The organism is Bordetella sp. (assembly GCF_057362025.1).
In genome coordinates this window covers 54,432-66,741 of sequence record NZ_JBMQQZ010000100.1, presented here as the reverse complement: position 1 = coordinate 66,741, position 12,310 = coordinate 54,432, and the positions used below count along the sequence as shown (strand labels likewise).

The window sequence follows — 12,310 nt, the reverse complement described above, 5'->3', positions numbered from 1 at the left end:
ACTTCAGCCGCCGAACAGGTCTCCGCTGCCGCCGGTCGCGCCGGCGGGAGGCGCCAGGCCCAAGTGGCGCCAGGTGGTCTGCGTGGCCATGCGGCCGCGCGGGGTGCGCTGCAGGTAGCCGTGCTGGATCAGGTAGGGCTCGATGACGTCCTCGATGGTGTCGCGTTCTTCACCGATGGCCGCGGCGAGGCTATCGACCCCGACCGGTCCACCGTCGAACTTGTGGACGATGGCTTCCAGCAGCTTGCGGTCCATCAGGTCCAGGCCCTGGGGGTCGACCTCCAGCATGGACAGCGCCGCGCCCGCGACTTCCGCGTCGATGTGACCCTGCGCCTTGACCTCGGCGTAATCGCGCACGCGCCGCAGCAGCCGGTTGGCGATGCGGGGCGTACCGCGCGAACGGCGCGCGACTTCGTCGGCGCCTTCCGGCGTGATACTGGCCTGCAGCAGGGCGGCACTGCGGGTAACGATGTGGGCCAGATCGGTGGCGTTGTAGAACTCCAGGCGCGAGACAATGCCGAAACGGTCGCGCAGGGGGTTGGTCAGCATGCCGGCGCGGGTGGTGGCGCCGACCAGGGTAAAGGGTTGCAGATCCAGCTTGACGCTGCGCGCCGCGGGGCCTTCGCCGATCAGAATGTCGATCTGAAAGTCTTCCAGCGCGGGGTAGAGGATTTCCTCGACGACCGGCGACAGGCGATGGATTTCATCGATGAACAGGACGTCGTTCTTTTCCAGGTTGGTCAGGAGCGCGGCCAGGTCGCCCGGGCGTTCGAGTACGGGACCGGAGGTCTGGCGCAGCTGCACGCCCATTTCGTGCGCGATGATGTGGGCCAGGGTGGTCTTGCCCAGGCCGGGGGGGCCGAACAGCAGGACATGGTCGAGCGCCTCGCCGCGCTTGCGTGCGGCCGCGATGAAGATTTCCAGCTGTTCGCGCGCGCGATCCTGGCCGACGTAGTCGCGCAGAATCTTCGGGCGCAGGGCGCGTTCGATGGACTCTTCGTTGGGCGATACGGGCTGCGGCGCGACCAGGCGGCCGGCGTCGGGGCGGGACGAAAGAGAATCGGACTGGATGGCCATGACGGGAGGGGCAAGGATAGCCCGCCTATCGTACACCACCGGCTCGTCCGGCCATGGCGGCGCGTGCCGCGCTGGTCTATGATCCCCCGGTTTTTCCATTCTTCCTGCCGAGGAAATTCCATGTCGCGCCAATTGCCTGCCTACACCGATGTTGTCGCCGCCAGCGAAAGATTGCAGGGCGCTGCGCATCGCACGCCCGTCCTGACCTCCGGCACCGCCGACGCGCGTGCCGGTGCGCGGGTTTTCTTCAAATGCGAAAACTACCAGCGCATGGGCGCCTTCAAGTTTCGCGGGGGCTATAACGCGATCGCCCGGCTGACGCCCGAACAGCGGCGCGCCGGGGTGCTGACCTTTTCCTCCGGCAATCATGCCCAGGCGATCGCGCTGGCGGCGCGCCTGCAAGGCGTATCGGCCACCATCATCATGCCGCTGGATGCGCCGGCGGCGAAGCGCGCGGCGACGGAAGGCTACGGCGGCAAGGTCGTAACCTACGATCGCTACAAGGAAGACCGCGAGGCCGTCGCCACGCGATTGCAGGCGGAAACGGGCGCGACGCTGATTCCGCCTTACGACCATTTCGACGTCATCGCGGGACAAGGCACGGCGGCCAAGGAATTGTTCGAGGAGGTGGGGGAACTGGACTACCTGTTCGTCTGCCTGGGCGGCGGCGGGCTGCTGTCCGGCTCCCTGCTGAGCGCGGCGGCGCTCAGCCCGTCGTGCAAGGTGTACGGCGTCGAGCCCGAGGCCGGCAACGATGGCCAGCAGTCGCTGCGCGCCGGCCACGTCATCCCCATCGCCACTCCCAAGTCGATCGCGGACGGCGCACTGACGACGCATCTCGGCGAGCTGACCTTCCCCATCATCCAGAAGCATGTCACCGACATCGTCACGGTCGCCGACCCGCAACTGGTGGACACGATGAAGTTCTTCGCCGAACGCATGAAGATGGTGGTGGAGCCCACCGGCTGCCTGGGCGCCGCGGCAGTGCTGGAACGGGTTGTTCCGTTGCGCGACGCGCGCGTCGGCGTCATTATCAGTGGCGGCAATGTGGATCTGAAGGCATACGCGGGCTTCCTCGCGTCCTGATCCATGCCCGGCCGATCGCCGGCCCGTGCTTGCGTCAACCCGGGCCGCCGGCGCAGAATCGACCCTGTTTGCCATATCGACCCCGGGGTGACGGATGCGTATCCTTATCATAGGCGGCACCGGCTTCATCGGCCGGCACCTGGTGGCGCGGCTGGGCGTGGCGCAGCACCAGGTGCACGTCCCGACGCGGCTGTATGCGCGCGGACGGGATCTCCAGGTCGTGCCTACCGTGACCCTGTCGCAAACCGACGTGTACGATGACGCCGCGCTGGACGCGGTGCTGGCCGATTGCGATGTGGCGATCAACCTGGTCGGCATCCTCCATGACGGGCGCGGCCGTCCCTACGGCCAGGGCTATGCGCGGGCCCATGTCGAGTTGCCGCGCCGTATCGCCCAGGGCTGCGTGCGGCATGGCGTGCGGCGGTTGATACACGTGAGTGCCCTGGGCGCGGATTCCAACGGTCCCAGCATGTATCTGCGTTCGAAAGGCGATGGCGAGGCCGCGCTGCGCGACGCCTACGCCGCGGCCCGGGACGGTGCGTGGACCATCGTGCGCCCGTCGGTGGTCTTCGGCCATGACGATCGCTTCACCAATCTGTTCGCCGGCCTGGCGCGCTGGTTGCCCGTGCTGCCGCTGGCCGGCGCCCGGGCCCGCATGCAGCCGGTCTATGTGGAAGACGTGGCGGCCGCCATCGACGCGATGCTGTCCAACCCGCACACGTATGGCAAGGTCTACGAGCTGGCAGGGCCGCAGGTGCATACCCTGGGCGAGATCGCCGGCATGTGCGCGAAATGGAGCGGGCATCCGCGCAGCGTCATCAACGTCCCGATGGGATTGGGCCGGCTGCAGGCCGGTGTCCTGGCCTGCCTGCCCGGCACGCCGCTGATGACGCCCGACAACCTGGACAGCCTGACCGTGGACAACGTGGCGCGCGAGCCCATGGCGCCGGAGCTCGGTGTGGTGCCCACGGCGATGGAAGCCGTCGTGCCGGGCTATCTGGCGCGCCCGCGGGCACGCGGCATGTAGGCCCGGCGTCAGCCACGCGGCGCCGGCGTCCAGGCGTGGGCGCGTTCAGCGCACCAGCGCCTTCAACGCCTGCCGTATGCCATCGGATACGCTGACGCCCTCGGGCAGGCCTTTGAGCGCCGCCAGCGATTCCTTGTCCGAATAGCCCAGCGCAAGCAGGGCGTTGAGGATATCCGACTGGCTATCCGGCACGGCGTGCGGCGTCGCGCCGATGTCCGCGCCCAGCTTGCCGCGCATTTCCAGCAGCAGCCGTTCCGCGGTTTTCTTGCCGATGCCGGGCACGCGCGTCAGCCGGCCGGACTCCTGCAGCGTGATGGCCTGGGCCAGGTCGGCCACCGATAACCCCGACAGGACGGACAGCGCGGTGCGCGCGCCGATACCGCTGACCTTGACCAGTTCGCGGAAGGCACTGCGTTCGGCGACAGTCGCGAACCCGTAGAGCAGGTGCGCATCCTCGCGCACGGTCAGGTGCGTGTAGAGCGAAATGCGGGCCCCGTTTTCGGGCAGGGCGTACAGGGTGCTCATGGGCACGTCCACGTCGTAGCCGACGCCGTTCACGTCCACGCAGACGGTGGGAGGCGATTTCTCGATAAGGATGCCGGTCAGTCGTCCGATCATTTGGTCTATGGCTTGGTGGGTTAGCCCGATAGGCGTCCGCCGCGCAGGCGCATGCCGGCGCGCCGCAGCGGCAGGGGCTGCTTCAAGGCCGCCAGCCGGTCCGCCAGCGGGCCGACGTGCGCGTGGCAGATGGCGCAGGCCAGCGCATCGGCCGAGTCGGGCGCGGGCAGGCCGTCCAGCGCCAGCAGGCGCCGTACCATTTCCTGTACCTGTTCCTTGGCGGCCCGTCCGGTGCCGACGACCGACTTCTTGATCTGCAGCGCGGTGTATTCGTGCACCGCCAGGCCGGTGTCGGCCATCGCGCACAGCGCGGCGCCGCGCGCCTGGCCGAGCAGCAGCGTGGAGGCGGGATTCGTGTTGAGGAAGACGATTTCAAGCGCGGCGACGTCGGGCCGCGTATCGCGAATAATGTCGCGCAGGTTGTCCAGGATGACTTTCAGGCGGTCGGACAGCGCGTTCGCCGGCGGCACCACGACGGTGCCGCTGGCGACGTAGCGCAGGCGTGGGCCTTCGGCGTCGATGATGCCGAAGCCGGTGCGGCGCAAGCCGGGATCGACGCCGAGGATGCGCATCAGTGCCGGAAATGACGGGTGCCGGTCAGCACCATGGCGATGCCATGCTCGTCGGCGGCCGCGATCACCTCGTCATCGCGCATGCTGCCGCCCGGCTGGATCACGCAATCCGCGCCGGCCGCGACCACCACGTCCAGGCCGTCGCGGAAGGGGAAGAACGCATCCGACGCGACAGCGGAGCCGCGTAGCGTCAGGCCGGCGTTTTCCGCCTTGATGGACGCGATGCGTGCCGAGTCCACGCGGCTCATCTGGCCCGCGCCCACGCCCAGGGTCATGCCGTCCGCGCAGAACACGATGGCGTTGGATTTGACGTACTTGGCGACCTTCCAGGCGAACATCATGTCCAGCATTTGCTGTTCGGAGGGCTGCTTGCGCGTCACTACCTTAAGCGCATCGGGCGCCACGGTGGACGCATCCGGTGTCTGTACCAGCCAGCCGCCCCCCACGCGCTTGACGTCGAATGGGTTGTGGCCGGCGCCGGTCGGCACTTCCAGCACGCGCACGTTCTTCTTCTTGGCCAACAGCGCCAGCGCCGCCCCATCGTAGGCGGGAGCCAGCAGGACCTCCAGGAATTGCTCGCTGACCGCTTCGGCCAAGGCCGCGTCGACCGGACGGTTGAAGGCGATGATGCCGCCGAAGGCCGAGGTCGGGTCCGTCTTGAATGCCTTGCGGTAGGCCTCCAGTGCATGCTCGCCCACCGCGACGCCGCAGGGATTGGCATGCTTGACGATCACGCAGGCCGAGCTGTCGAAGGTGCGCACGCATTCCCACGCGGCATCGGCATCGGCGATGTTGTTGTACGAAAGCTCCTTGCCTTGCAACTGCCGGTAATTGCCCAGCACGCCGGCCGGACGTTGCGTATCGACATAGAAGGCGGCGGATTGGTGCGGATTTTCGCCGTAGCGCAGGGCCTGCTGCTGGTGCATCTGGATGGTCAGCGTCTCGGGCCAGGGATGGCGTGCCGGCGCGGCTTCCTGGGCCGGCGCGGGCTCGGCCAGGCTGCTCAGATAGGCGGCGATGGCCCCGTCATAGGCCGCGGTGTGCGCGTACACCTTGGTGGCCAGTGCCAGCCGCAGTGCATAGGAGGTCGTTCCGCCGGCATCGATTTCCGCCAGGACGCGGGTGTAGTCGGCAGGATCGATCACGACGGTGACACCGCCCGCTTCCGTGCCGTGGTTCTTGGCCGCGGCACGCAGCATCGCCGGCCCGCCGATATCGATGTTTTCCACCGCGTCCGCGAAGGTGCAGCCCTCGCGTGCGACGGTTTCGCGGAAGGGGTACAGGTTGACGACCAGCATGTCGATGCGGTCGATACCCTGGGCCTGCAGCGTGGCCATGTGTTCCTTGCTGTCGCGGCGGGCGAGCAGGCCGCCGTGGATCTTCGGATGCAGCGTCTTGACGCGTCCGTCGAGGATTTCCGGCGACCCGGTATGCGCGGCGACTTCGGTGACCTGCAGGCCGGATTCCGCCAGCAGCCTGGCGGTGCCGCCGGTCGAGAGCAGGCGCACGCCGCGCGCCGCCAGCGAACGGGCGAATTCAACGATGCCGGTCTTGTCGGAGACCGAGATAAGGGCGGTTTCGATTTTCATGATGGAGTCGGGAAGGCGCGATGCGGCGGCTGTGTGATCAAACGTGGATGTTGTGCGCGAGCAGTTTCTTGCGCAGGGTATTGCGCGTAATGCCCAGCATTTCGGAAGCGCGCGACTGGTTGCCGCCGGCCCGTTCCATCGCCATTTCGAGGACCGGCCGTTCGACGCAGCGCATCACCATTTCCCACATGTCGCGGGGTTCGGCGTCGCCGAGGTCTTCGAAATAGCGCTCCAGGCTGGCGCGCACGCATTCTTCCAGGACATCTTTTTTACTCATATAGGGGCACAACTATTTTTGTTTGTGTGACTGGCGTCAGGCCGCCAGCAGGGTTTGCGCGCGGTCGGCCTGCCCAGGGCGGCCGTCGCGCGGAAATTGGTCGAACCAGGCACCGACGGCACGCGCCTGTGCGGCGGTATCGTCGATGCGGTTCATGGCGGCAAGGAATTCGTCGGCGCCGGAAAGGCCTTCGACGTACCAGCCGATGTGCTTGCGCGCCGTCCGGACACCTGTATGTTCGCCGTAGAAGCGGTAGTGGTCGTCCAGGTGCTCGAGCAACAGATCGCGCATTTCGCCGTAGGTCGGCGGGTCCAGCGTGGCGCCGGTACGCAGGTAGTGATCGATTTCCCGGAAGATCCACGGCCGGCCCTGGGCGGCCCGGCCTATCATCACGGCATCCGCGCCAGTGTAGTCCAGGACGCGGCGCGCTTTCTCGGGACTGTCGATATCGCCGTTGGCGACCACCGGGATCCGGACCGCGGCCTTGACGGCGCGGATGGTGTCATATTCGGCCTGGCCGGTGTAGAGATCGGCGCGCGTGCGGCCGTGCAGGGTCAGTGCGGCAATGCCGGCCTGTTCCGCCAGGCGCGCGATGCGCATGGCATTGCGGTGTTCGCGGTCCCAGCCGGTGCGGGTCTTGAGCGTCACGGGCACGCCCAGGGGCGCGCAGGCGTCGACCACGGCCCCGAGGATGCGCGCCACCAGGTCCTCGTGGCGCAGCAGGGCCGATCCGGACGCGACATTGCATACTTTCTTGACCGGGCACCCCATGTTGATGTCGATGATGCGGGCGCCCTTGCCGGCATTGAACACGGCGGCCTCGGCCATCATGGCGGGGTCGGCGCCGGCGATCTGCACCGCGACCGGCGCGATCTCTCCGTCATGGTTCAGGCGCCGCGACGTCTTCACGCTGTCCCACAGCCGCGGGTTGCTCGCGGCCATTTCCGACACGGCGTAGCCCGCGCCCAGCCGCTTGCACAGCTGGCGGAACGGGCGGTCCGTCACGCCCGCCATGGGCGCGACCAGCACGTTGTTCGGAAGGGTCCAGGGGCCGATTTGCATCCGCGGATTTTACCCGGGCCGGATGCGGCCCGGATTACGCCCTGTTGCGGCCCCCCGGGACAGTCCCGCCCGGCCGTGTCGCCGTGCATCCCTTGCATGGCGGCGGGCCATGGGCATGCGGCGTCGCGCGGGCGCGACCGCCGGGCATTGCGACGCCCGCTATCAGGCCCGCCAGCCTTGCAGCAGATGCCGGGCCAGGGGAGCGCGCAGCGGCGCGGCCAGGTCCAGGGCGAGCAGCGCCAGTCCGCAGGCGTGTTCCACGGGCGCCAGGCCGGTGGTGAAGACGCGCGGCAGCAGATCGGTCAGGGCGGTGGTGATCCAGCGGTCGCCTCGGCGGGCGCCGGCGAACCGGCGCAGCGAGGCGGCGGGATCGCGGGTGGGGTCGCGCAGCCAGGGCGTCAGGGATTGCGCCAGGGCGGCAGCATCGCGCAGGCCCAGGTTCAGGCCCTGGCCGGCGACCGGATGCAGGGTTTGCGCCGCGTTGCCGATCGCGACCACGCGCCCGTCGACCTGCGCGCGGCGCATGCTCATGAAGAGGGACGAAACGTGGCGATCGGCGATACAGGTCAGGGCGCCCAGGCGGTCGCCGAAGGCGGCGCCGATCGCATGCGAGAAAGCCGGCGCATCCAGTGTCGCCAGTGTGGCCGCGTGCGCCGGCGCGCAGCACCACACGACGCCGTAGCAATCTTCGCCGGCGGGGTGGGGCAGCAGGGCGAGCGGACCTTCGCGGGTGAATCGCTCGAAGGCCCAGCCGGCGCGGGGCCGCGTGGCGCGGACGGTGGTCAGGACGGCGTCCTGGCCGTATTCGCGGCGCAACTGTCCCGCCGCCGCGCCGTCGGATACGACCGCCACGGCGCAGCGGGTCTCCTGTCCGTCCGCCGCCCGCACGATCACCCCGTCGCCATCGCGGCCGGCGACGCGCGAGCCGTGCGCATGCAGCACGGTGACGCCGGATTCGGCCACCGCGCCCGCCAGCGCATCGCGTACGGCGGGATAGGGCGCGACGGCGCCCAGCTCGGGCACGCGGAAGTCCGTATGGCGGATCACGGTATGGCCCAGGCGCCCGCGCTGGGAAACATGGATGGTATGGATGGGCGCGGCGCCCCGCGGCCGCGCGCCCAGCGTCTCGAGCAGCATCAGGCTGCCGTGGTTCAGGGCGAGGACACGGGCCCCGGCGGCCGCGCCGGTCGCGGCGGCCGGCGCGGCCGGGACATGAGGCGCGCCCTGGATCAGGGCAATACGCGAGGCATCGTCGGTCACGCGTGCCAGCATCAGCGCCAGCGCCTGCCCCACCGGGCCGGCGCCCAGGATCGCGATAGGAAATGCCGAATCTTTCATGCCGGAATTCTAGCTACAATTCGCGACGCAGCCTGTCTGCGATGGAATATATATGGCCGAAGCGTCCTCCGTTCTGCAGTCGTCGCCCCGCGTGCCCCGTACCAAGGTGCGCGCCGGCCTGCTTGCTTTGTTCCTCGGCTGGATGGGCGCGCACTGGTGGTATCTCGGACGCCGGGGCGCCATCTGGGTGACGCTCTACGCGGTCGCATGCCTGGCCGCCACGCGGTGGTTTCCGGTGTGGTACGACAATCCGGCCTTCTTCCTGCTGTTCATTCCCATGACCGAAGGCTTCATCGAAAGCGCCGTGCTCAGCCTGCGCGCCGATGAAAAATTCGATCGCGCGTACAACCCCGGCCTGGCCGGGACGTCGCGCACGGGGTGGGGGCCGGTGCTGGTCGCGCTGGGCGCGGTGCTGATCGGGTCCATCTGCACCATGTTCGCCATCGCCATGGTGGTGGTCTACGTATGGCAGGCCATGGGGTGGCTGGAGGGCTACGTCCTCTGACGCCGGTGGCGCATCGCCCGTGGCCCAAGGCCGGCGCCGGCATCGGGACCGGCGGCTATGCGACGGCGCGGCCGGATCCGCCCAGGTCTATTCGCGCATCAGCGCTTCGATCTCTCGCGCATCCACCGGCACGCCGCGCGTGATCAGTTCGCAGCCTTCGTCCGTGACCAGGGCATCGTCCTCGGTGCGGATGCCGATGTTCCAGAACGCTTCCGGCACGTCGTCCGCGGGGCGTACGTAGATTCCGGGTTCTATCGTCAGCAGCATGCCCTTTTCCAGGACGCGCCAGGGCCGGTCCGGCCCCGCGGGCGCATCCGGCATGCGGTAGTCGCCCACGTCGTGCACGTCCAGGCCCAGCCAGTGGCCCGTACGGTGCATATAGAACCGGTTGTAGGCTTTCGATTCGAGCACGCCATCCAGCGAGCCTTGCAGCAGGCCGGTGTCGATCATGCCCTGGGCCAGCACGCGCAGCGCGGCCTCGTGTCCGTCATTCCATGTCAGGCCGGGACGGGTCGCTGCACTGGCCGCATCCTGCGCCGCCACGGTCAGGTCGTACAGCAGGCGTTGCGGGCCGCTGTAGCGGCCATTCGCCGGAAACGTGCGGGTGATGTCGGCGGCATAGCCGTCCACTTCGCAGCCGGCGTCCACCAGGACCAGATGGCCGTCTTCCAGCACCGCCTCTCCCGCCGGATAGTGCAGGATGCAGGCGTTCGGCCCCGTCGCCACGATCGTGTTGTAGGCAACCGATTGCGCGCCATGGCGGCGAAACTCGTAGAGGAGTTCGGCTTCGATCTCGTATTCCCGCATGCCGGGCCGCGCATGGCGCATGGCGCGCGCATGGGCGCCGGCGGAAATCCGCGCGGCGCGGCGCATGGTGGCGATCTCAGCCGGGTCCTTCACCAGCCGCATCTCGGCGATGAGGGGCAGGGGATCCTGCTGGCGGATGGGCGGACGCTGCCCCGTGCGGGATTGCGCGCGCGCCGCGTCGACGGCCCGCCGCACGCGTTCGTCGACGCGCTCATCGCGCAATAAGCTCGCGAACAGGATGGGCTGGTCCAGCAGCATGCCGGGCAGTATGTCGTCCAGGCGGTCGACCGGATAGGCCTCGTCGAAGCCGAAGCGCGCGACGGCGGCATCCGGGCCGAAGCTGCGTCCTTCCCATAGTTCCCGCTCTTCGTTCTTGTCGCGGCAGAACAGCACGGAGCGGTCCGTGTCCCCGGCGATCAGCACCAGCCAGGCGTCCGGTTCCGGGAAGCCGGTCAGGTACAGGAAGTCGCTGTCCTGCCGATAGGGGTATTCCGCGTCGCGGTTGCGCACCGCGGTCCGCGCGGCGGGCAGCAGGGCAATGCCGCCTCCGGCCGCTCGCATCAGCGCCTGTAGGTGGCGACGGCGGGCCATCTGGGGAGCGAGGTCGTCGGGAGGCAGGCTCATGGCATATCCGGCTGTGTCCGAGCGGCTACTTTACCGCGCGCCACGCGAATTTCGCGATACAGGCGCGTTAACGTGCTGCTACAATCCGCCCGTTGTCATTGGGGAGTAGCCATCCTTGCCCCAAGGAGTTTGCGTCAACACACTTGGCGGCCCCTGGCCCCATGGCGCAAACGGCTTTTGCCACGTGCGCGCACGCCGCGCACCGCGCAAACCCGCCAGGCGAGACCTTTGGCCACGACACGCTAACCCAGCCGGGCGAGCCGTGTCGTCGCGCCATCGGTATCCGCTCGTCCGGCTGTGTCATCATGATTTCCACGTTCGTTTTGTTTTTCGCCTCGGCAGTCGCGATCTATCTCGCCTGCGAATACTTCGTCAATGGCGTCGAATGGGTGGGGCACCGGCTCGAGCTGGGTGCGACGGCGGTAGGCACCGTGCTGGCCGCGTTCGGCACCGCTTTGCCGGAAAGCGCCGTTACATTCATGGCCGTGGTGTTCGGCACCACGCCGGACCAGAAAGATATCGGGGTGGGGGCCGCCATGGGCGGGCCGCTGGTCTTGTCCACGCTTGCCTACGCGGTGGTGGGTCTGGCGTTGATGCGCCTGCGCAAGCGGCAGCCCGCGAGCGTCGGCGATCCCTGTATCAAGGCGGACCAGCAGCGGCTGGCACGCGACCAGGCGTGGTTCATGGGCATCTTTGTCTTCAAAGTGGCCCTGGGGCTGCTGGCCTTCGCCTGGAAGCCGTGGCTGGGCATACTCTTTCTGCTCGCCTATGCGCTGTACGTCAAGCGGGCGCTGGCCGCGGAGGATACCTGTATCGAGGCCGACGTGCTGGAACCCTTGAAGTTCAGGCCGCGCGATGCGGAGCCGACCATGGGCTGGGCCTGTCTGCAGACCGTACTGGCGCTGGCCGTCATCGCTGTCGCCTCGCGCATCTTCGTGGTGCAGATCGAAGCCCTGGGCGAGTTCATGGGCGCCAGCCCGCATGTGGCGGCCCTGCTGCTGGCGCCCGTCGCCACCGAACTGCCGGAAATCATGAACGCCATCATCTGGGTCAGGCAGGGCAAGGAGCGCCTCGCGCTGGCCAATATTTCCGGCGCCATGATGATCCAGGCCACCATCCCCAGTGCCCTGGGCATCTTCCTTACCCCCTGGTTGCTGGACGGCACCCTGATCGCCGCCGGCCTGTTCACCATGCTCTCCATCGGCGTGCTCTGGCTGCGTTTTCGCCAGGAAGCCATGAGCCTGCGCACGCTCTCCGCGGTGGGCGGGCTGTATGCGTTGTTCGCCGGTTACATCGGCTGGCATTTCTATGCCTGAAAAGCAGGCCAAGCCATTGAGCATGGGGGTAAACCCGATTACAATAGCGGCTTCGAATCCCCAGGAGTTGCTACGTGAATACAGATTCCGGCGACAGTAATAGTCGACCTAGTGTCGGCGTCGCTGCCTGATAGGGTTCACGCAGATCAACTCTGCCGCGCCCTGTCCCGCAGGGTGCGGTTGTCCAGCAAGCTCTATCGTTCCGTCCGCGTTGCGGCCGGAACGCCCGAAGAAGACCCAGGCCCGATGCCTTCGTGCCGATCGCTTTCTTCGGATCCCGCATAGCGCTTGCCACCGTACTTCCCCGTCTCGCTTTCCTGGCATGCCCGTCGGTATGCCGATCCAGGCTGGTGCGCCGTCGAGCGCCTTCCCGGCCAGGATGCAGCGCGAGCACGGGCTGCCGTTACGCAGC

The 12,310-nt window shown here is 68.1% G+C and carries 12 protein-coding genes and 1 riboswitch; of the genes, 4 read left to right on the top strand and 8 right to left on the bottom strand.

The genetic code is table 11. The features are described from left to right. Window positions 1-3: 3 nt before the first annotated feature. Entirely contained in the window at window positions 4-1,077 is a 1,074-nt protein-coding gene (gene ruvB, locus ACO1P8_RS22595) for a Holliday junction branch migration DNA helicase RuvB (RefSeq protein ID WP_486298086.1), read from the bottom strand. Between the two features lie 120 nt (window positions 1,078-1,197). Here ruvB and ACO1P8_RS22590 point away from each other — a divergent pair, with 120 nt between their 5' ends. After that, window positions 1,198-2,163 carry a threo-3-hydroxy-L-aspartate ammonia-lyase gene (locus ACO1P8_RS22590; RefSeq protein ID WP_486298085.1) on the top strand — a complete coding sequence of 322 codons (966 nt, stop codon included), beginning with the start codon at window positions 1,198-1,200 and terminating at the stop codon, window positions 2,161-2,163. A 94-nt stretch (window positions 2,164-2,257) separates the two neighbouring features. Then, window positions 2,258-3,190, top strand: coding sequence for a complex I NDUFA9 subunit family protein (locus ACO1P8_RS22585; RefSeq protein ID WP_486298084.1), 933 nt, complete (start codon window positions 2,258-2,260; stop codon window positions 3,188-3,190). A gap of 45 nt (window positions 3,191-3,235) precedes the next feature. Here ACO1P8_RS22585 and ruvA read toward each other — a convergent pair whose 3' ends face one another. The 6 genes from ruvA to ACO1P8_RS22555 form a co-directional block, all read right to left on the bottom strand. Next, a complete protein-coding gene (ruvA, locus tag ACO1P8_RS22580; protein WP_486298083.1) occupies window positions 3,236-3,808 on the bottom strand; it encodes a Holliday junction branch migration protein RuvA in 573 nt (190 codons plus the stop codon). Between the two features lie 20 nt (window positions 3,809-3,828). Next, window positions 3,829-4,380, bottom strand: a complete 552-nt coding sequence (ruvC, locus tag ACO1P8_RS22575) for a crossover junction endodeoxyribonuclease RuvC (protein ID WP_486298082.1) — start codon at window positions 4,378-4,380, stop codon at window positions 3,829-3,831. Beyond that, entirely contained in the window at window positions 4,380-5,969 is a 1,590-nt protein-coding gene (gene purH / locus ACO1P8_RS22570; protein ID WP_486298081.1) for a bifunctional phosphoribosylaminoimidazolecarboxamide formyltransferase/IMP cyclohydrolase, read from the bottom strand. The genes ruvC and purH overlap by 1 nt, the downstream gene beginning before the upstream one ends. Window positions 5,970-6,006: 37 nt before the next feature. Continuing rightward, complete coding sequence (locus ACO1P8_RS22565) at window positions 6,007-6,246, bottom strand: helix-turn-helix domain-containing protein (RefSeq protein ID WP_486298080.1); 240 nt, start codon at window positions 6,244-6,246, stop codon at window positions 6,007-6,009. 36 nt (window positions 6,247-6,282) lie between these two features. Next, on the bottom strand, window positions 6,283-7,308 hold the full coding sequence (gene dusB, locus ACO1P8_RS22560; protein WP_486298079.1) for a tRNA dihydrouridine synthase DusB: 1,026 nt from the start codon (window positions 7,306-7,308) through the stop codon (window positions 6,283-6,285). A 162-nt stretch (window positions 7,309-7,470) separates the two neighbouring features. Continuing rightward, window positions 7,471-8,646 (bottom strand): FAD-dependent monooxygenase, encoded by a 1,176-nt coding sequence (locus tag ACO1P8_RS22555; RefSeq protein ID WP_486298078.1) that lies wholly within the window; start codon window positions 8,644-8,646, stop codon window positions 7,471-7,473. A 52-nt stretch (window positions 8,647-8,698) separates the two neighbouring features. On the opposite strand from ACO1P8_RS22555, the gene ACO1P8_RS22550 reads away from it, so the two are divergent. Further along, on the top strand, window positions 8,699-9,151 hold the full coding sequence (locus ACO1P8_RS22550) for an NINE protein (protein ID WP_486298077.1): 453 nt from the start codon (window positions 8,699-8,701) through the stop codon (window positions 9,149-9,151). Between the two features lie 87 nt (window positions 9,152-9,238). On the opposite strand, the gene ACO1P8_RS22545 is transcribed toward ACO1P8_RS22550, so the two are convergent. Beyond that, window positions 9,239-10,582, bottom strand: a complete 1,344-nt coding sequence (locus ACO1P8_RS22545) for an aminopeptidase P N-terminal domain-containing protein (RefSeq protein ID WP_486298076.1) — start codon at window positions 10,580-10,582, stop codon at window positions 9,239-9,241. Between the two features lie 88 nt (window positions 10,583-10,670). Further along, a riboswitch (yybP-ykoY riboswitch) is annotated at window positions 10,671-10,811 on the top strand. Window positions 10,812-10,887: 76 nt separating this feature from the next. Between ACO1P8_RS22545 and ACO1P8_RS22540 the strand changes: the two genes are divergently transcribed. Next, window positions 10,888-11,898 carry a sodium:calcium antiporter gene (locus ACO1P8_RS22540; RefSeq protein ID WP_486298075.1) on the top strand — a complete coding sequence of 337 codons (1,011 nt, stop codon included), beginning with the start codon at window positions 10,888-10,890 and terminating at the stop codon, window positions 11,896-11,898. Window positions 11,899-12,310 lie beyond the last annotated feature (412 nt).